The sequence below is a fragment of the Candidatus Chlorohelix sp. genome (assembly GCF_037138995.1).
Classification (GTDB): Bacteria; Chloroflexota; Chloroflexia; order Chloroheliales; family Chloroheliaceae; genus Chlorohelix.
This window is the reverse complement of record NZ_JBAXHI010000053.1, coordinates 1-21,061: the sequence shown is the minus strand read 5'-3', so window position 1 is coordinate 21,061 and position 21,061 is coordinate 1. Positions and strand designations below refer to the sequence as shown.

The 21,061-nt window shown below is 44.7% G+C and carries 14 protein-coding genes; 8 read left to right on the top strand and 6 right to left on the bottom strand.

Going from position 1 to position 21,061, the window contains the following annotated elements:
- The coding region (locus tag WCK19_RS16605; protein WP_342398521.1) for a hypothetical protein at positions 1-1,602 on the bottom strand (1,602 nt) is incomplete at its 3' end.
- Between the two features lie 1,110 nt (positions 1,603-2,712).
- Between WCK19_RS16605 and WCK19_RS16600 the strand changes: the two genes are divergently transcribed.
- The 6 genes from WCK19_RS16600 (at position 2,713) to WCK19_RS16575 (ending at position 13,355) form a co-directional block, all read left to right on the top strand.
- Entirely contained in the window at positions 2,713-4,227 is a 1,515-nt protein-coding gene (locus WCK19_RS16600) for a hypothetical protein (protein WP_342398520.1), read from the top strand.
- Positions 4,228-4,401: 174 nt separating this feature from the next.
- Positions 4,402-6,141: an ATP-binding protein gene (locus WCK19_RS16595; RefSeq protein ID WP_342398519.1), complete on the top strand. Its 1,740-nt coding sequence runs from the start codon at positions 4,402-4,404 to the stop codon at positions 6,139-6,141.
- Positions 6,142-6,154: 13 nt separating this feature from the next.
- Positions 6,155-6,862, top strand: a complete 708-nt coding sequence (locus WCK19_RS16590) for a response regulator transcription factor (protein ID WP_342398518.1) — start codon at positions 6,155-6,157, stop codon at positions 6,860-6,862.
- Positions 6,863-7,063: 201 nt separating this feature from the next.
- Positions 7,064-10,324 (top strand): hypothetical protein, encoded by a 3,261-nt coding sequence (locus tag WCK19_RS16585; protein ID WP_342398517.1) that lies wholly within the window; start codon positions 7,064-7,066, stop codon positions 10,322-10,324.
- Complete coding sequence (locus tag WCK19_RS16580; protein ID WP_342398516.1) at positions 10,321-11,565, top strand: hypothetical protein; 1,245 nt, start codon at positions 10,321-10,323, stop codon at positions 11,563-11,565. Before WCK19_RS16585 ends, WCK19_RS16580 begins: the two co-directional genes overlap by 4 nt.
- 47 nt (positions 11,566-11,612) lie before the next feature.
- Entirely contained in the window at positions 11,613-13,355 is a 1,743-nt protein-coding gene (locus WCK19_RS16575) for a cellulase family glycosylhydrolase (protein ID WP_342398515.1), read from the top strand.
- A gap of 37 nt (positions 13,356-13,392) precedes the next feature.
- Here WCK19_RS16575 and WCK19_RS16570 read toward each other — a convergent pair whose 3' ends face one another.
- The 3 genes from WCK19_RS16570 to WCK19_RS16560 all read right to left on the bottom strand — a co-directional run bounded on the left by WCK19_RS16570 (position 13,393) and on the right by WCK19_RS16560 (position 16,164).
- Positions 13,393-14,349 carry a DMT family transporter gene (locus tag WCK19_RS16570; protein ID WP_342398514.1) on the bottom strand — a complete coding sequence of 319 codons (957 nt, stop codon included), beginning with the start codon at positions 14,347-14,349 and terminating at the stop codon, positions 13,393-13,395.
- 52 nt (positions 14,350-14,401) lie between these two features.
- Entirely contained in the window at positions 14,402-15,643 is a 1,242-nt protein-coding gene (locus WCK19_RS16565; protein ID WP_342398513.1) for a PLP-dependent aminotransferase family protein, read from the bottom strand.
- 122 nt (positions 15,644-15,765) lie between these two features.
- Complete coding sequence (locus WCK19_RS16560; protein ID WP_342398512.1) at positions 15,766-16,164, bottom strand: hypothetical protein; 399 nt, start codon at positions 16,162-16,164, stop codon at positions 15,766-15,768.
- A gap of 259 nt (positions 16,165-16,423) precedes the next feature.
- On the opposite strand from WCK19_RS16560, the gene WCK19_RS16555 reads away from it, so the two are divergent.
- Together WCK19_RS16555 and WCK19_RS16550 are read left to right on the top strand one after the other, a co-directional pair.
- Complete coding sequence (locus WCK19_RS16555; protein ID WP_342398511.1) at positions 16,424-16,651, top strand: hypothetical protein; 228 nt, start codon at positions 16,424-16,426, stop codon at positions 16,649-16,651.
- A 309-nt stretch (positions 16,652-16,960) separates the two neighbouring features.
- Positions 16,961-19,015 carry a hypothetical protein gene (locus WCK19_RS16550; RefSeq protein WP_342398510.1) on the top strand — a complete coding sequence of 685 codons (2,055 nt, stop codon included), beginning with the start codon at positions 16,961-16,963 and terminating at the stop codon, positions 19,013-19,015.
- Between the two features lie 176 nt (positions 19,016-19,191).
- On the opposite strand, the gene WCK19_RS16545 is transcribed toward WCK19_RS16550, so the two are convergent.
- Both WCK19_RS16545 and WCK19_RS16540 read right to left on the bottom strand, forming a co-directional pair.
- The gene (locus WCK19_RS16545) at positions 19,192-19,590 is read right to left on the bottom strand and encodes an SRPBCC domain-containing protein (protein WP_342398509.1); all 399 of its coding nucleotides are present in this window, start codon (positions 19,588-19,590) and stop codon (positions 19,192-19,194) included.
- 72 nt (positions 19,591-19,662) lie between these two features.
- Positions 19,663-20,859, bottom strand: coding sequence for an acetyl-CoA C-acetyltransferase (locus WCK19_RS16540; protein ID WP_342398508.1), 1,197 nt, complete (start codon positions 20,857-20,859; stop codon positions 19,663-19,665).
- Positions 20,860-21,061: the final 202 nt, after the last annotated feature.

Sequence of the window (21,061 nt, the reverse complement as noted above, 5' to 3'; positions counted from 1 at the left end):
ATTAGAGAGGCTAGCCGGCGCCCACAACGGTGTAAAACCGTTAACCACACCGGGAGTAGAAGTGTTACCATAGCCTGCACCACCATTGTAATTTGTTTGAACAAACCGATCTGGGCTTTGAAGAAACGTGAATTGTAGCCCAGTCGAAGCTGTCCCGCCTAACATCAAATTCCAAGCGGCAGCTGTAGAAGTGGGAGTTGCTTTTGAATATACCCATAATACCCCGGCGCTGTCCATAAATATTTCGCCCAATGCTCCAGTCCAAGTTGGCGCGCCGGATACAGTAGGGTGTGGATCTATCTTTAGCTGACCACTGGCGCTATGGGTTGTTCCAAATTGACCACCGTAAGAAGTTGTGGAAGCGCCGGCAACTGCGCCTTTGTTGTTACCAATCATGGTTTGTAAAGTGGCATTAGCGGAGTCTCCGGCTATACCTCGTATAGGAATACCGTTAGTCGAAGTAACCAGTAAGCCGTCTTTTAAGGTGCTACTAGAGGTGCTGCCAGAGCCTCGCGTATTATTGATTTTAAGTAATGGGGAGGCAGTACCGGGTTCAGTAATCGCACCAGAGCTAGAATCTATAGTAGTAGCGCCAGTTGCAACATTAGGAGGAGTTCCTGCTGTTCCTGCTGTCCCATTGAAGAAAAAGGGGAGCGCATTAGACATCAAATTCCAATTGCCTCCAGTATAAATATAGAAAAGCCCGGCGTTGCTCACATACATTTCGCCCGTAGTTCCAGAGCTTGGAAGACTATTCTGGGTATGCGGCTGTACCTTCAATTGGGCGTGAGCGGTGGAGGTGGAAACACTCTGAAAGTAGCCGCCATAAGTGGTGGAGCTAACCCCATATACACCCGGACCGCCTTCGGATGCGCCGAACACTCCTGCCGCTCCGGTGCTACCGCTGAAGCCTGCTACACCATGTGTACTTGCGCTAGAACTACCGGAAGTGCCTGTCACTGCCCCGGTATATGAAAGCAAGTTGTTATTAATGGTGGGAACGCTACCGATTAGCCCATTCACCGCCGCTTTGGAAGTACCTTGAGTCGTCCCGCTGATTGCTACATCACTGGTAGATGAACCGCTGAGCGCCACGCCACTCGCAACCGTAACCTTGACTCCATCCAAAAGTGTGCCTGTAGTGGTTGCATTAGTAATATCCAGTACAGGCACAGCCGTACCGGGTGTACTACTGGCATTAACCACAGTCCAGTAAGTAGGAGCAGTCGATTTGTTAGGGTCAGCTAAAGTTCCTAACCCTGTAGTGGCATCGGATTGAAACTGGAATGCGCCTGCTGCATGTACAGGGGTCGCCGTCTGTGAAATGGTTGCGGCGCCTGCTACAGCAATTCCGGCTGCCGCAGCCCCCAAGCGTTTAAGCATTTTGCGACGGCTGGTACTTTGGTCAGATGTTTGTTCTTGTTTATCCTGTGAATTTTTGCTATGATTTTTTTCTAGTTCGTTTATTCTTCTTTCAAAATCTTTCTTCTGAAGTTCCAATTCCTTTTTCTGACAATCCACTGTATCTTTTAATGACTTAATTAAAGCAATTAACTCACTATTAGATAAGTCATGATTGTTTTCATCACTGTTACCCAGCATTAATTTCCCCTTGTGTATTATCAGAGCAATTCAGAGAATAATATTTTTTACAATTGGCGAACTCAACCTGTTGTCAAACTGTAAATAGCAAGTTCAAATTGTAAAATACTGAACCGCTCTAGTGTATGATGAAAATAGCTTATAAAAGATTAATAATTTGATAAGATTATATGCCAGTATTCCTTTTCAGACAATATTTAACACGTAATATTTTTAGTCCTTATTGGCTATTTTTATGGCTGCACGCCCTAAAACAATGAAATCTTGGCAAATCGGTAAGAGCGTGTTTGCGTAATAATGGAACAGGGATTTCACATCAGTAAATTATTTCGCTTTAAATTAGCCCTTGTAATCACCGCTTCTCTATGACGTTTTTTCGGTATAATAAAATCCATTTCATTATAGACTAGCGAATTGAGCGTTTAAAATTAACCCGGCATTAGGGTCGCGCTACGCCCACTCTATTTTTCCAAATTGTGTTTGGTAGCAAGCTAGGCGCTTAGGCTTTGTGGATTACTTGCTAAGCAAGAAAAAAAGGCAGAGGCGGATTTTATTCGCACCTCTACCTGTGATTAGTAAGCTCGTTAAGATATAGTCTAATAATTGCTATCGCGTAATAGCTTTAGCAATGTTGGTAATTTTATTATACGTGCCGTAAACTCCCTAGTTTGGGGATATAAGGCGCTACTTTTTCGCGTAGTGATGCTTTAGGCAACGATTTTATAATCACTTCATGTATATAAACACCACAGGAAGGAAAAAGTAGCGGGTATTAATATCAATTTTCCAATGAATTTTAAAAGGGGAGACAATGGGGAATTTTGGTAGTAGGTTATAAAAGAAAAAAGGGCTGCAAGCTTTATTGGCTTTGCATCCCTCTTCTAACAATCTCTCCTCGCTATAATTAGTGACGTCAAGGGTTGCCAAAAAGTTCCCCCCATTTTGATGAATTTTAAAATTGATTTTTAGATATCCTTTCAATAATTATAGGTAAATACAGTGAGAAATGCCATAATTGAACCTAAATCTACCCAATTTTTGCCAACATTCCCTGATTATTGACACGATACCTCTGGACAAACCTCAATTATGCTGCTAACATTTCAGGCTATGAGTATAATTCAAACCAAAATACAAACGAACCTTTCCACGTTTATCAAGCGTTTAAGTAGCTATTGGGTTGAGGCACTAGTTTTGTTGGCAGGGCTTTCCGGTGCTTGGTTACAAGCAGGCTGGACTCGCGATTTGAAACGATACCAGCAAACAAACTGGTATATTGGGTTTGGCGTGGCTTATTTACTTGTGTTCGTTCTGGTGGGTTGGGTTGTTTTGCGCCGCAGTGAAGAAACCTACCGCCGCAAATGGCTGTCGTTGGGGCTACTTGTATTATTACCTAATCTTCTAAATATCTGGGTTCGTTATTCGTTTGAATACGAACCGGGAAAACCCCTTTTTGGTCGTGATGCCGATATTGGTTTGTTTTATAAATACGGACACGACTTCGCTTCCGGTCTGACTCCCACCTTCAACGGTAATTATATGGAATATCCCCAGTTTGCCTTATTCCTTTTCTGGGTTGGAGAAAGGCTTGCGGGTGGTTCGGCACAGAATTTTTACTGGGTATTTCCCGCATGGATGCAGTTCTGGAATCTAGCGGCAGCTTATGCGCTATATGCAACTGGAATAAAGCTGGGGCGGGGGCGGACAGGTTGGCTATTAGCGGCATTTACGGCTGTTTGCCCCTTCTTGTACCTTTTCAACTATACCCGCTTTGATATAGCGCCTTCCGCAATGCTGTTGTTAGCCCTCTATTTCTTTATCCCGACTCCTGCTAAAGAAGGCTCTCTAAATCTGAAAAAAACAGGTTATTTTCAAATTATTGGCGTAGGTTTAGCCGTATCGGCGGGGTTTCTAGCAAAATGGCTTCCGGCGGTAATCGCGCCTTGGCTGGCAATAGCTTATGCTAGAGCGAAACGTTGGAAAGAGCTAATCATATTTGGGCTATCTGCTGTGGTTTTATCCTTAATTACTATGCTACCTTTTTTGTTGGCTAATGCTGAAGCCTTTTGGTATCCATATCGTTTTCAGGGAAGCCGCCGCATGATTGGCGAGAGTTTCTGGTTTTTGGTTCAATATTTTTTCTTTGACAATACCCATACAGTACCAGATAAACCATGGGGTGAACCATCCAGCATTATTTTAGGCAATAATAAATTGCTTGTAGCACAAATAGGGCTGCTTGGTTTTGTTTTTGTGTTATCAGTATGGAAGTTGTGGCGAGAGAAGCTTGCTTATGAGGCTTGGGCGGCGGCAAGTTTGGTGGGTGTGGCTGTGTTTACCCTATCGAACCGAATTTTTAGCCCACAATATCTGGTGTTGCTTTTATGGGTGTGGGCGGCGGCATTTTTGTTACAATCTTCAAGTTGGAAGAAAGTTGCTATTTATTTTACGCTGGCAATGGTGGCGGCAGCCGCTAATTTTCTGGTATTTTTATTAGCGGCATGGACTGAAGAATGGCTAAAGTATTCGGTAATACTATTTTCTGTTGGTTGGGTCTTGTCAGGCTGGCTACTTATTAAGGCGCTAAATATACCTAAAGAAGAATCAACCACTCTGTTGACATAATGCAACTAATAAAGGATAATTTTTTAATCAGGGCTAACATATAGCAGTAAATCAATAACTGTTATATTATTTATGCTCTAGAGTATTGCAAGAAACAGCATATCATTGAGCATCTAAAGGGATCCCGTTATGATAAACGCGCTAATTATTACGCTAAATTAATGAGGTAGTATCTTGGCGAAAGAGACTATCCTAGTTGTTGATGACGAAGCCTTTGCTCGTAATGCCGTAGCCAAAGTTCTCAATGCTAACGGGTATAATGTTTATACTTTAGGTAGCGGTCAAGAAGCCATAAACTTTGCAATGCGCGAGTCTTTTGATGTGTTGCTGACCGATTTCCGTATGCCCGGTGGGCTTGACGGTTTGACTACTATACGCGCCATCCAACATATACACCCGCAGATTGTTGCAATCTTAATGACTGCTAACACTACCCTAGACCTTGCAGTACAATCGCTAAATCTAGGTGTACATGGCTTTGTAGTCAAACCTTTTACCAGCCATGAATTGCTAAAAACTATTCAACAAACTATCGAACGGCAACGCCTGTTAAGTGAAAATACTAGGCTACACGCCTTAATGGATGTTTATGCTACCACTGAAGCGTTAATCACTGCCAAAACTGAGCAAACACATCTGCCAGAGCTAAGTATTGCGCTGGCTTTACATGAAACGCGCTCACATGAAGCTTTTCTCTTTCTTGGTAACGAAATAAGTAATGAATCGGAACTACTCCTTATCGGCATTGACCCCCATCCTGCTGATAATCAATCTCTGGAAGCAATCAAACAGGACAAAATTCCCTTCTTGCTACAGCATTATGTTTTCCCGGAGATATTCCAGTATGCTCGAAGCAATACCGATTTTCTTATTAAACTAGTTACGCTTGCAAATGAATCAGTGAATCAACAGAAAACTATTTTAGAAATTGATAATAAACGGGTAGATTTAGATTCAGAGTTATCAATTTCGATGCAAACTGAAACTTGCTTGTTGGTAATGCCGATGAAGGTACAAGGTCGTCCTTTGGGCGCGTTATGTATCCGGCGCGTTAATTCTGAGCAATCTTATAGTGAGGTTGATATTCAGGCGGCAAATTTACTGGCTGGTCAATCTGCAATAGCAATTGAAAATAATAGTCTATTCACCAGTCTTGCAAGGATAGAAGCTTTGCGCGAGGCGGATAGACTCCGGCGCGAATTTGTTAGCATCGTTTCTCATGAGTTGCGTACTCCACTCACCTCAATCAAAGGTTATGCAACTACCTTATTGCGTAATGATGTTTCATGGAACGCCCAAGCAGGTCACGATTACCTGACTATTATCAGTGACGAGTGCGACAAGCTGATGGAACTGATAGATAACATTCTTGAAGTTTCTAAAATTGAGGTTGGGGTTTTAACCGTAACTCCAGAACCGTTACAGATAGTCGAAGTTTTGGAGCGAGCAATCAGTGAAGCAAGGCACAGATACCCACAACTATCAATCCAGCTTATGGCATCTCCCAATGAAGAAATGCCCTATGTGATGGCTGACCCTCGCCGGATTATTCAGGTGTTGCGTAATTTAATCAATAACGCCGTCAAATTTTCCAGCGAGTATTCATCGGTCAAAATTTCTTTTGAAATCCTCGATTCAGGTAATGGTAAGGAGATGGTGCATTTAACGGTAGAAGATCAGGGCGTGGGGTTGCTCAGTGAAGATTTGCACAGAATATTTGAAAGGTTCTTTCGGGTAGATAATGGTATTGCACGGAAAACCGAAGGAACCGGTTTGGGTTTGGCGATTTGCAGGGGTATTATTGAGGCGCATCAGGGCAAAATATGGGCTGAAAGTGAGGGACCTGATAAAGGTAGCAAATTCCACTTTACTTTGCCGATAGCCAAAGTTAACGAAGATACCTTTATAGAATAAAGGAGTTCTTTTTATGACACATAAAGACAAAACAATTCTGGTTGTGGACGATCAGCCCAGTCTTGTGAGGTTGGTACGGGATAATCTTGAGTCACGGGGCTTTCGAGTTACTAGCGCTTCGGATGGCAAAAAAGCGCTTGATATTGTAGAAAATGATAAACCTGACCTTGTGGTACTTGACATAATGATGCCGGGACTGGATGGCTACGAGGTTTGCCGCAGAATACGCGAGTTTTCCACTGTTCCCATTATAATGCTCACTGCCCGAAATGACCAAGAATCTTTGGTGCATGGGTTTGAAGCGGGCGCGGACGATTATATACCGAAACCGTTCCATGCCAACGAATTATTGGCAAGAATTGAAGCGGTGCTACGGCGTAGCGAATATACAGAAGTAAATAAATACTCTCCTAGCTTTACCTGTGGCGATATTTCAATTGATTTTGTGCGCCATGAGGTTACAAAAAAAGACGCTATAAAACAATTAACCCCAACCGAATATCGTTTGCTCTATTATCTTGCGATAAATTCAGGGAAAGTAATGCTACATGCCGATTTGCTTACCAAAGTTTGGGGACCGGAGTATTCCAGCGCCACTGATTATCTGCGGGTGTATATAAGGCATTTACGCACACACCTTGAAGATAAAGATAGCGAACCGGTTTATATTATTACAGTACCCGGTGTGGGCTATGTGCTTAAATGTCCCCAAGTTGGCTAACTATTTTTGATATTAGCTAAGTTTAACCTTGACCACCGCTGTAATCTAGTTTATGAGAGAGATGCAGGTTTTGCTAAAATACGGTGTAAAGCCTGCATCTTTCCCTTCATACCGATTACCCGATACTATGTTAGACAAGAGAGTAAGCAGTGGAGTTAACTATTTGCGGTAAAATGCTTTGAACAGTTAGTAGCAAGTTAAATGCGCTCATTTCTATCCCGCCAGAATTCATCGCTTTTGTTGGCGCTTGCGCTGGCTTTCGTGTATCACGGTGGCTTGCTGCTTACCGGCACTTTTAAGCGTACCTACGACGCTTATATCCACATCTTTTTCGCCGACCATTATGCGCGAACTTGGTTTGACCATTGGGAATACCGCTGGTACACCGGATTCACCATGACCAGCTACCCTCCCGGTTCGCAACAATCCATTGCCTTATTATCCCCTGTGGTTGGTTTGCTGAACGGTTTTATCATCGTACAGCTTTTTGCCGTCTTGATGGTAATTCTTGGAGTTTATCGCTTTTCGCGTATATGGGTAACAGAAGAAGCCGCCGGGTTTGCCGCTTTGCTGGCAGTATTTTCATCGAGCATTACCGAAACGGTGCATCTCTTTGGTCAACTGCCGACAATGTTTTCGCTGGGTTTTTTGCTCAACTCCTTGCCATTTGTGCGCTATTGGCTGGATACGGGCAAGCGTCGTTATCTGCTTATGGGTTGGATAGTATTAGCCGGTTGTACCGCCGGACATCATGTTACAACTCTTTTTGGCGCAGTATTTTTTGTAGGTCCGGTATTACTTGCCGGTATTGTGGATAAATTCAGACAACCCCTGCCCGATGAACCGTCTGCACATCCTTCCGAAGTATCTACTCGAAAAATATTCCCTTTAGTTATTCGCCGCCTAAGAAGAATTATTCCAGTTACCTTCAGAGCCGGAATATTCGGTATTGGTTTGGTAGTGGTGCTGCTAGGGGTAGTGTTGCCTTATTGGTTATGGAGCAAAGATGACCCGATTGTGCAGATTTCTATACCTCATGCTTCGAGAGATTCATACATCCAGAATATGAACGCTGGGTTAGTATTCTGGCTTATACCTTATGGGCTTAGTTTGCTGACTCTACCCTATATTTTTTACAAGGGGTTGGGTACGCGGGCATGGGCATTGACTCTCTCTTTAATGATGGCGGTTTTGCTGGGGACGGGCGGAACAACTCCAATTCCAAAGGCTCTACTTGGTGGAGCTTATTACATACTTACCCTCGACCGTTTTACTTTTTGGGCAACCATTCTGCTTTTACCGCTCTTGGGCGAGTTTGTGGTTAGCATGACGCAGCGTGGTTTAGCTACTTACCTTCGCAATCAGTTCGGGTCGCTTACTTGGAAAGTAATTCTTTTAATATTGGTGGTCTTTTACCTTGCTATCTCAGGGATTACTGCGAACTTTACTCAGTTTAGAAAGTTTCAGCCGGAAGCTATAGATATGCAGCCGATTGTGACATTCCTTGAAAAAGACCAACATTCGCGCTGGCGGTTTTTGCCGCTTGGCTTTGGCGACCAAATGGCATGGCTCTCGGCACAGACTAACGCCACTACCGTTGACGGCAATTATCACTCTGCCCGCCGCTTGCCCGAATTGACCACTACTTCAATCGAGCGGTTGGAAGGCGCAAAATTTAGAGGAATACCCGGTCTTACCTCATTGCAACAATTTCTGGCAGTGCCGGAAAAATATAATCTTAAGTTTGTATTATCAAATGACCAATATTATGACCCCTTATTATATTTCTCAGGTTGGCATCGCTTACAACGGTTGGAAAATGGCATTATGGTATGGGAACGTGAGGATATTCCACCCTTGCCTGAGATACTGCCTCGCAAAGAGATACCGATATACCAGCGTATAATGTGGGGTATTATCCCGATGGCAGCGATATTCTCCGCAATTTTTACGCTATCCCTGCGGTTATGGGGGCATCACCTGTTATGGCTGTTTCAATTTATCGGCTTGGTCAAGTTTACCAAAAAAATCCGCATACCCGGAATCGGGCTTTTTTCACGCTTCTGGCGAGCTTTTGATCGCAAGTTATTGCGCTGGTCAACTGTCAAAGAAACTGGAAGCGACAATGAAACTAGGTGGCAATTCTGGCGTGACTGGCTGATAGTGGTAAAAAACCTCAAGCCTGCGCCCCCTTCAAAGCAGGTAACACGCTCTTTAGCGGTATTAATAATCATAATTGCCGGAGTAGGTGGGGTTATTTTCTCAGCTTTACGTCCTGCCAGTCCGTTACAGGTAGTCGAAGCATATTATGATGCGCTAGACTTCCGCCGCTTTAGTGAGGCATATTCCTATTTAGACCCTGCTGTGCGCCCTAGCTATGAACAGTATTTGCTTGAGTTATCGGTAACTAATGGGCTGGTAGCTTCATACGGTAAACTTGATTCGGTGCGAACTTCGCTTCTTTCCTCAGAACCGGAGCGAGTGGTGGCACAGGCTAAAACAGTTTGGATTACCGCCTTGGCGCAATACCCTACCATTCAAAAGCATGTGCTGGTAAAGCGGAGCGGTAAATGGTATATAACGCCAAATCAAGTTGATTTAACCATCCCACCGGATCAATTTTTCGATAAAGCGCAGGTTAATTGGTATTCGCAGGGGCGCAGGCGTGTTACTACCCAAACTACCAGTTTTTCGGATGTGCTGGATCGCCCGGCGCTGCAAATTATGTCAGCCCGTTTCGTACAGGGTCGCACCGGGTATGCGGTTGTTGGCGAATTGATGAATACCGATGTAAATCCTGCTGATGTAACTCTCACAGCGGTTCTATTTGATAAGGACAATAAAGAGGTTACCGAATACAATGCACAGGAAGGGATTGTTCACAAACTATTACCTAAAGAAATAACCCCTTTCAGGGTAGATTTTGCAGGGGTATCAGGGCAAACTTTAGGGATTCCAAACCCAGAAGACCCGCCAAAGATAATACCCTCGGCTTCAATAGATTTGAAAAACCAAGTTGCTGCTTTTGAAGTGTATGCCAAAGCGGTTGTAACCGGGCGTGATTTGCAAAGAGATACCGGCTTCCAAGATATGAAAATTGAATACGGTGATGACGGTTTGGCGCGTCTCACCGGGCAATTAATTAATTATGGGACGCAAGAAGCCACTATCCCACATATTTTCCTGACCTATTATGATAATGATGGGAGGGTGGCATGGGTGGATGACCAATATGTTGAGAGCGCAGTTCGCCCGCAAAGAACCCAGCCATTCAGCATCGTGCTTTCAAGACCAATCGAAACCTCAGTTGTGTTGGATAAAGGCAATACCTATTCAAATATTTTGTCTAGCAAATTCAATCTGTCCCCACAACAAAGCGACCGGATAGAATTGCCCAAAGACTTTGGCTATTCTTCGGTCAGGGTTAATGTGCATTACTATGTGGCGGGAGCAACAGGATGAGGCAACTTAGCTATTTTCTCATCGGCTTATTATTGGCGTTGGTTTTAACTGCTTGTGGCGCAACAGCTTCTCCACCAACATTTACAGGCGGAGAATTGACCATTTCTGCGCCTGACAGCGTTGATGCGGGAATCCCGATAAGCCTAACTGTCAAGGCTTCGCAAGCTCCAGATGGCGCAGTCGTTACTTTAATAGCCTATGGTAGCGCCGGTCCGCGAATTTATCGAGGCACTTTTAACAAAAACGAAGCCTTCTTTACCTTGCCGGAAAGCGATACAAAGCAATCGGGTTTAGTAACATTGGTAGCGAAAGCCGGACAGGTGCAAATTGAAAAAAGACTGACGCTGAAACCGGGCGCACCGATTGAACCGCTTCAACCTTTAGTGGGGGCTAAGGCGGTTGTCGCCGATACGCAGCATTGGAGCATGGTAGTAATTATTCCGTTTGACCGTTTCGGCAATCCGGTGGCGGAAGGTACTCCGATAAAAATGAAAGCTAAAAGACCGGATGACCGCCTTGAAGAACAAGTATTTAAAGTTACCAATTTGCTTTCATGGTGGCGAATTTATAGCGGTGTCAAAGCCGGACACACTATTATATCCGGTACTACTAATGGCGTTTTTGGTCCTGAAAGTATTTTGCATGAAGTGCCGGGTTTGCCGGTACCGTTTAGTATAAATGTTGACCCCTTGAATCTGACAGCAGACGGTACCCAATTAGCCACTATCAGTACCTCTACTCTCCGAGACCAATTTGATAACAAAGTTGAAGATGGAACGTTGGTTACTTTTACAGTAGATTTGCCCGATGGCGAGCAGCGGGTCTTGCCGGCTTATACTATTGATGGAATAGCGGGAATTCCTTTGCAAGCTCCTCGACAACCTGGTCAAATCAAGATTAAGGGTACGGTTTTAAGTATTGAAAGCTCGGTTTTGACCTTTACATTACAGCCCGGACCTGCGGTTGGCGTTTTCCCGGTCAGCGCTACCAAAGCCGATAGCGGGAAGGCTGTGATTATTGAGGCGGGTCCGTTATTAGGAGCGCAGCAGCAGTTTGTCCCTGATGGTACTCCGGTGATATTTACGGTAAGCGACAAAAGCGGTCAGAAACAAACCTTTAATGCCATCTCCGATCAAGGGCGTGCTAAGGTAGAAGTGAGAATTGCGGGTATGCAACAGGGTAATTATCTGGTGGAAGTGAAGGTAGGTTCTGGGCAAGGCTTTACAAGTTTTAGCCTCTAGTTAAAAGCATGTCAAAAGTATGGTTAAAAAGGGGAATATGGCTTGCTTTGTTACTAATCTCTTTGGTTGGTATATTCCTGATTCTAAAAGGAACCGGAGCGATTATAACCTATTTCCAGCAGGGCGCAGACCCCGGTTCTGCCCTAAACATCGTGCCAAACAAGCCCCCTGATTACCATACTAAAATTGTATGGCTACCTGATGACCCCGATACAGGGCGCGTGATGGAGCCTTTTACACGCGATCAGATAGAGTCAGCTTATATAAGAGCTTGGCTTCAATGGAATTTGTCTCAGGAAAAGGGTGAACCTTTAGGGCTTAAATCTTATTTTACCGGACCAACCCTAGAGGCTATAAGTAATGCGATACAGCAATCGGTTTCAAATGGCTTTAAGATTACGCAAACTACAACTGAGCATAACCCACATTTGCATTTCTATTCCGCAGACGGTTCGATTGTTTCTTTTACCGAGGAAGGCGCACGAGTCGAGCAAATTATTCGAGACAAAAGCGGGCAGGTGGTTTTGGCAGATGAGCGGGACTCGCGTTACGATGTGGTGATGCTGCTTGAAGATGGTAACTGGCGGATTCGGCATATGGTACGCATCAACGAAACCAACCCATCCGATACTAAATTTGTTACTGCGCTAAACCCCGGCTTTGTGAGGGTGGATGGCGCATCCCTCACACTGGACGGGCAGCCGTTTCAAGCTGCTGGGGTAAATTACTATCCGCAAGCTACTCCTTGGGATAAATTCTGGCTATCTTACAAACCGACTATTATTGATGAAGACTTAAAGCGGGCGAAAGATTTAGGGCTTAATACCTTGCGTATTTTTGTGCCATTTACACAGTTTGGCGGTACTAGCCCAACCGAAACATATCTTGACCGCCTTGATGATTTCCTGAAACGTGCTGACCAACAAGGGCTAAAGGTTATTGTCACCCTTTTTGATTTCCGAACCGATTATAACCCTTTGTTGTGGGCTGATGCAGACCGCCATCTGGAAACTTTATTGACCCGCTTTAAGGATTATTCTTCCGTGTTAGCGTGGGACTTAAAAAACGAGCCGGATTTGGATTATAAAACGGGTGGGCGCGAAACGGTGGATTTGTGGTTACGCCATGTTGCGGTTATAGCGCGTGAGTTTGATTCTAACCATTTACTTACAATCGGCTGGTCAACTTCAGCGGCAGCTTCTACACTATCCAATTTGGTTGATTTTGTATCATTTCATTACTATACGCCCGCCGTGAATTTGCCTACTGAGTATAACCGCCTGAAAACGGCAGCCTCCGATAAGCCGATAATGATTACCGAATTTGGTTTGCCCACATGGAATACCTTTTTCCCTAACGGGCATTCTGAACCAGAACAGGCTGAATACTATGCTGACATCATTAAGTTCTTGCGAACATCTGGTAGCGCGGGTTATGTGGCATGGACGCTTTACGATTTCAGCTATATTCCCGGTTCGGTAGCCGGTGCGTTGCCGTGGCAGAATGGTCCACAAAAAGAGCTTGGCATATTGAAAGCGGATGGGAAACCTAAACCTGCTGCTGCTCTACTAGCTCCCGGTTCATCGCTTGACGTTACCCGTGTACCTAGTTGGGCGCAGTTTCTAAAACCTTTCTGGCTAGGTTCTCTGGTAATGCTATTGCTGTTTATATATTTGATATGGCGTTTCCGCTTGGTAGAGCGTTCTATTGCTCTGTTTAAGCGATATAGAACAGGGCTATTCAAGTTACCGCACCGCTTCCTGAGACTATTTCACCGCAAGCGGCGTTAACTTTGAGAACTGCCTAAAATTTAGGGGTAAAGTAGAATCATTCCTGCAATTCAGCAATCTCTAAAGAAGCGCAAGGGATAGGTGGCGTTGTTTGGGTAACTTGACGCAACGCTACCGGGGCTTTGCGCCCGATTGCAACTGCGCCAACCACTACTACCGCCACCAATGCGGTTATGAGGGTGATTTTTTCGCCTAGTAGGAAGCTGGATAATACTAACGTCATGAACGGTTGCAATAGCTGTAACTGACCGACACGCGCCACCCCACCCATCGCCAACCCGCGATACCATGCGAAGAAGCCAATGTACTGGCTCAGAACCGCTACATATAAGACGCACAACCAAGCTTCGAGGGGCGCGTTAAAGAGCGGGGCTGTGCCGGTTCTGGCTATTTCAAAGCCCATCATAATTGCCAACACCGGCCAGATTAGCACCATAACCCAGCTAATAACCTGCCAACTTCCCAATTCACGAGATAGACGCGCTCCTTCGGCGTAACCTATGCCTGAAGCGGCTACTGCTCCTAGTAGCATTAAGTCTGCCGGTTCGAGCGAGCCGCCACCTTGCGCTAATGCGTACCAGATTACTGCACCGCTACCGGTGAGGCTGGCTGCCCAGAAGAGAAATGATGGTCGTTCTCCTGCGCGAAATGCCGCTACCAGTGCGGTGGTCAGCGGTTGCAATGCAAGGGTAATTGCGCCATGCGAGGCTGGCAAAGAACTCATGGCAGCGGTGGCAAGGAAAGGAAAGCCCAACCCAATCATCAAGCCAATGACATAAAGTTGAACTATCTGCCGGTGATTTGGAAATTTCTGGCGGGTAAAGATTAGAGCCAATGCTGCTAGTATTCCCGCACCTACTACCCGCCCGTCACTGATAAACCACGGGCTGAAGCTACCTATCGCAATGCGAGTTGCAGGGAGAGTCATGCTGAAGATTGCTACACCGACTAGACCTAAAAACAAACCTTTGGTCTCATTATTGAGATTTTTCATTAACACCCTTGCTTCAGAATTTATTTAAATAAGGACATGTATAAAATCAGGGTCAGCTAACCACAGACGGAATTGGTTGGCTAATATGCTCCTTTAAAAGCTCGCCTAGCAGACGGATACCTTCCCGAATTTTCTGTGGCGTAGAGTTCGAGAAGTTTAGGCGCATAGTATTTTCGCCGCCTCCGTTCGGGAAGAAGCTGCGCCCCGGCACAAAAGCGAACTTGCGCTCAATGGCGATTTTGAGCAATTCGCTACTGTCCATACCTTCCGGCAACCTCACCCAAAGGAACATACCTCCTTTTGGTTTAGTCCAGCGCACCCCTTCAGGGAAGAAATCTTGCAGCGATTGTAACATCACATCGCGCCGTTCCCGGTAGGTCTGGCGGATAATGTGTATGTGTTGATCTAGGAAACCGCTCTGCAAAAGCTCATAAGCCAAAAACTGGTTGAGGGAAGAAGTATGCAAATCTGCGCCTTGCTTTGCCTGCGCCAACTTGAAGATTACTTCGGGTGCGGCTACCACCCAACCCAACCGCAAACCGGGCGCGAGGATTTTGGAGAAGGTATTGAGGCGAATCACGTTGCCGGTATAGTAGTTGCTACCGCTATAAAAAGTAGCGCTTAATGCCAGCAATGAGGGCAATGGTTCACCTTCGTAGCGCAATTCACCGTAAGGGTCATCCTCCACTATCGGCACGTTGTATTTTGCGGAAAGACGGACAAGCTCGTTACGGCGTTCTCCGTTCATAGTAAAGCCGCCGGGATTCTGGAAATTGGGAAGGGCATAGATGAACTTCGGGTGATTTTGCAAAAGTTGCTCAAGCCCATCGGTTATCATGCCATCGTCATCGGTGGGAATGGTTAGGTAAGCCGCTTGGTAAGAGTTCCAAGCTTGCAATGCGCCCAGATAGGTGGGTGATTCGGTCAGGATAAAATCGTCATGATTTATGAATATCTTGCCGAGTAAGTCGAGCGCCTGTTGCGACCCTGTGGTAATCATTATGTTTTCGCTGGTAACTTTCATGCCATCGTGATTCAGGCGTGTGGCGATGAGTTCACGCAAAGGAGTGTAGCCCTCGGTCAAGCCGTATTGCAACGCCTGTGCGCCATGTTCGCGCATAACTGTGACGGTAGCACGCTCTATAGCTTCTACGGGAAAGACTTCAGGCGCAGGTAAGCCTCCAGCAAATGAAATAAAATCTGGCTGCTCGGTTAGTTTCAACAATTCACGAATGGCGGAGCTTTTCATGCGCAACGCTCGTTCTGAGAATAATTCATCCCATTTGACTGACATTTAATGACTCCTTTGTAGAACTATACTACATTAGCAAACGCAAGCTCCGCCCGGCTTGTCAACTTTACGCTAGAACCAAGCATTATTATTACAATTCCCGGCTATTTTATTACCTATGCTGCCTATTGTAATACGTGACGTGTCGGTTGTATAGCGGAAAGAGCGCTTGCTGCTGCCCCGCTCATTAATAAGGCACTCAGCCACACCGTAATTGGTTGTAACCACGCCTCCGAGTTTTCCAACAATTTCATTTCTAGTGCAATGCTCGGAAGACCGGCTAACATTAGTAAAAAGCCGCTCCAAAGCAGGTGGTGACGCGCTATTAGCGCACTTGTGAAGGCAATAACCACCGGAATTAGCTGTATGACCAGTAGCAGACTGTAGCTATTCCAGTTGATTTGCTCCAAGTTAGTAGCGGTAAAGCTATTCACAAGGTTGTAGAAAGAGGCTAACAATAACATTAGGAGCAGTAATCCACTTGCAAGGCTGAGATAGTAAACCACCAATTTAAGTCTTTCCATTTTGATGCCCTCCTTATAGCTCAAGACAACTTTTTTAGAAAGATTCCTACAGATGGGATATCCCTTATTAATTATATTGATACTAGGTCAATATTATGGTAAATAGTGAGGAAAGAGAAAGCTGATACTGAAAACCAAATAAGGAGTTTTTACGATAGTTATTTAGGCAACAAAACTTTTAGCTATTGCTGGTTTATAATTAAAGTGTATTAGACTATCCAATTACTGAGTTTCAATTATTTAAAGGAGAAAATGCAAAATGGCTGATGAAGTAAATGTTGCTGATTCGTTTCAGAAGTTAGTGGATAGCACCAAAACCCTCGATAATAAGGTAGTTAAAGCCGCCGAAGGTATCGTGAAGGTAATTAGCCCATCTTTGGCTGAATCTTTGGTTAAGCTTGACAAGAACTCCAAAAAGTTTTATGGCAATTTGTACAGTCGTGTGGCTGGAAATTTCCGCCGCTCCGGAACCAACATAGAAGAATAAACCTTGTTTCAGTTCAATTTGAGAAATTTAAAGCTGCTGGTTTGTTCCAGTAGCTTTTTTCTTTCAAGCTTATATAGCTCCATTATCTTATAGCGGTATCTTGCCCTTGCAACAAATCTTCGCTGGTCAAGTTAATCTTTGACCTTATCTCAAATCTGATGTTTTTTCAACCTTCCATAAATATTTGAAGAGATACGAGGTTTGCCAAAAATGCATGGTAAGTGGTTTAATATCTGCTGCAATAAGCTACTGAATCACTAAAATCTAGGAAGAATCCGATTTTTCTTGGATTCTATCATGGAAACCAAAATGAACTTATTAAATAATTTCGGATATGCTAGGTTTCTTGAGGTTTTAAAAAAGGGGTTAATTCCTCTTTTTTTCCTGATAGTTCTTGCTTTGGTATATCAGCTTCCATTTAATTATACTGTAGATGTAGGGCGATTGTCTGATGCTTGGGCAATTGGGGAAGGGTTTAGCGTTAGGGAAAGTAATGCGGATTTTAGCTTTCGCTGGACAAATAGCAATAATGCAACAGTAGAACTACCCGATATAGGCTGGCCCACTAAGGTAACTTTTGTTGGCTTAGCGCCAAGACCGGATGGCAACGCCCCTACTGTCAGTTTAACCACCGATAAAACCACGCCCTTTATTTTCAATAATGCGGTATCCACAAAGCCACCTGCTAAGGATGGTCGGCTAACTATAGAAACAGAAGGATTTGCTCCGAGTTTTCGACTTACTCCAAACAAGTTAGTGATTGGCAGCGACCTGTTTCAGCCTAAGGGCGATTCCAGAAAACTAGGGTTGGTGCTTAACAAGGTTTCAATTGAAAAAGCAGGAATGCTAATACTCCCACCCCTTTTTGAATGGCTTGGTTGGACTGTAGTATTCACTGCAATTTATATTCTTCTTAAACATTCATTACAATTTAATTCTGGAAAAAACCGTTCTAGTCTTTTCGCATTCGGCATAGCTTGTATCTATCTTTTGATAATAGTAGCAATCAGAATCCTCAACAATATATGGTGGTGCGAAAATGGTGTAAGCCTAGCTTGGGGTATTGCTCTGCCACTTGCAACTTACCTATTAACTATCCGGTGGTTAAAGGTAGGCATAACAGTTGTTTTCATAGTCAGTAGTCTAATCCTAGTTTTAAATAATCAAGCCCCGCTTACTTTTTTCCTAGCTGTAGTTTCGTCAAGCCTTGCGCTTATAATCATTACAAATTACAGATTTGGGCTTCAATTAAAACCAGAACAATCATACAGAACACAACTGCAAATAGTATTGTTACTGTGGTTTAGGTACACGTTAGTAGCCTGTGTTATCGTAGCAGCTCTCTTTATTCGTTCATCTGCGGTGGTAACTTTGGAAGGCGATTTTGACGAACCGGTTTATCTTAGAGCTGCCCGGCTTTATGCACAGCACCTGTCAGCAGGTGATTTTGTAGGAGTTATTAATGAGCAGGAAAATTATGAGCATCCGATTCTAGCCAAGCTCATTTTTGGGGCAATTATGCTTTGGAATAATGACTATAATTCAGTGGTAACGCGGCTTGACACTGACCCGCGTTGGCTAAATCAGAGATATGTTAATGCTACTGTTGCTTCAATTACTGTCGGGGCTGTGGCAATGGAAAATCCATTAGCAGGATTATTGATAGCGCTAAATGGCTTTAATATAAAGTACACTTCCGAAGTCTATTTGGAAGCGGTATCTGGTCTTTTCGCTACCTTGATGTTGCTTTTATTACGTCACTCCAAACGCAATGGGGATTGGAAATGGTGGCTTGCCGCCATAATGCTTGGTTTAACTGGGGCAAGCAAATATATTTATGCGGTTGGGGGAATTGCCGCATTGATTTGGATGCTCTGGCGTGACATAAAGTCATGGCGGTTAGTTCCAATTTGGCTTGGTATTGCCTTGCTGGTGTTTTACCTAACAAATCCGATATTATGGTTTAATCCGATAGGTCAGGTATTGCATTCATTGACTTACAGTGTAAATTATACCAGTAGCGCTCCAGTTGCCAGATCTGAGCATATCTGGTATCAGCCAATTATTTGGTTATTTTCTGAGCCAGAAATGCCTAGCAATAATACTTACCCTTTTCCATTTCCGGTGCAAGGCTTGGTTACAATTATTACCATACTTTCAATGTGGCGGTTATGGAAAAAGGATCGTTTATTACTAGTTTTGATAGGGGTTAATCTATTTTTCCTTTTGATTTGGCCCACTAAATGGAGACAATACGTATTAATCTTGACAGCGCCTATGGCTCTTGCGAGTGCAGGCTACTTAAATTATCTATGTCGTCTAATTTGGAAAAAAATAGCTTGGCGCCTATCGAAAAAGACATGATGGTATCTCACCTTGCCTTGAAGCCCCTAAACAGCCTGTATTATTTGTGAAATTCAGAAACCGGGATTCAGTTCTTATTTTTCGCAACTGCTACTGCGCTCAATGCCGGGTGCATTAGGCAAGTTCGATTGCTGAAAAAGCCACTCCTCTAAAAGTGTATGTGGCTCTTTTTGCCCTCACTCTTCACCAAAATATTCCAGCATAGGTTTGAAATAAAAATCCTCCCAGCCTTGCCGATAGTCTTCTGCTTGACCATCTGGAATTTCGGTATGCACCACCGTAACTTCGGTTTTATCTTCATCTATCTTTTTTAACAAAATTTCGAGGTGTGAATCGTTGCTATCAGGCGGGAATTCGCTGGTACGCCAAGCTTGTACAATACGCGAGTAGGGTTGTAACTCAAGGGTTGTGCCTTCGATATACCCATCCCACGCGCTAAACTTGCCTCCCACCACTGGATTAACTATGGCGTGGCTTCCGGTCATACGGCTATGTCCGGCGCTATCGAGCCACGCTTCATAGATTTCGCGCTGGGTGGCAGCCATAATTGTAACTAAAGTTGTAGATTCTGACATGATTTCCTCCTATAAAAAATCAGGATATTATATTAGAAAATCCCCTCCTAAAAATCAGAAGGGGATTCAACTTTAGCGATGCAAGTTTTCTACGATAAGCGCGATTCCCTGACCGCCTCCGATACATGCACTGGCGATACCGTAACGTCCGCCCCGCCTACGCAATTCGTACAGCACCGTCAGAGTGACACGTGCGCCACTCGCTCCAAGCGGATGACCCAGAGCAATTGCGCCCCCATTTACGTTGTAGCGTTCGCGTTTGATGCCCAAGTCTTTCTCAACCGCGCAACATTGTGCTGCGAAAGCCTCGTTCACCTCAATCAAATCAATGTCGTCCAATTTGAGGTCAGCCCGTTTCAAAGCAAGCCGAATAGCAGGCGCGGGACCTATGCCCATAATGTGCGGCTCAACCCCTACAACGCCCCAACTTACGATTCGCCCTAATGGTTTCAACCCATGCTGAAGCGCATACTCCGCGCTGCTAACCACTACCGCTGCCGCTCCATCGGTGATACCGCTGGCGTTGCCCGCTGTAACCGTGCCGTTTTCCTTAATAAACCGGGCGGGCAGTTTGCCCAACGCTTCAAGGCTGGCATCTGGGCGGATACCCTCATCGCGCTCGATGCGCTTTACGTTTCCTTTTTTATCCTTGATTTCAACTGCCACGATTTCTTCAGCAAGCAGTCCTTTTTCGGTGGCACTCTGGGCAGCTTTATGGCTACGTAAAGCGTATTCATCCTGAAACTGGCGGCTTATATCGTATTTAGCGGCAAGGTTCTCGGCGGTAATCGCCATACCCTGTCCTGTGTAACTATCTATTAGCGCAGTCCACAACGAATCTTCAAAAGCGCTGTTCGCCCCGAAGCCATAGCCCCAACGCGCACCACGTACCACATGCGGGGCTTGGCTCATATTTTCTGCGCCACCTGCCAAAGCCACTTGGCTTTCCCCTAAAAGTATAGATTGTGCCACATTCACGATTGCCTGTGCGCCACTACCACATAGCCGATTGACGGTAAGGGCAGGAGTTTCAATTGGCACACCAGCTTTCAAGCCAACATGCCGCGCCAAATAAATGGCATCACTGCTGGTTTGCAGCACATTCCCATAAACCACATTATCTAATTCGCTTGCCTCAACGCCACTGCGTTTGATGGCTTCCTTCGCGGCTAAAACCCCTAACTCGGTTGCTGAAATATCTTTAAGGCTTCCGCCAAAATTTCCAAAAACGGTACGCGCCCCGTCAAGGATAACTACCTCATTCGCCATTGAACCTACCTCCTAAGTGTACTTATGTGTTTTTTAGGGAAGTTTGATTATACCATATAGCCTTGATTTGGCTTAAGCTTGTCGTGGTGCTGCAGGGCTTTTCAGAGAAAAACATTTTGGACATTCAAGAAATCCATCCAAGCTAAAACAGCATTGTTAATAGCAGCCAGTACAATAGGCACTTGCCCTCTTCTGGTCAAAC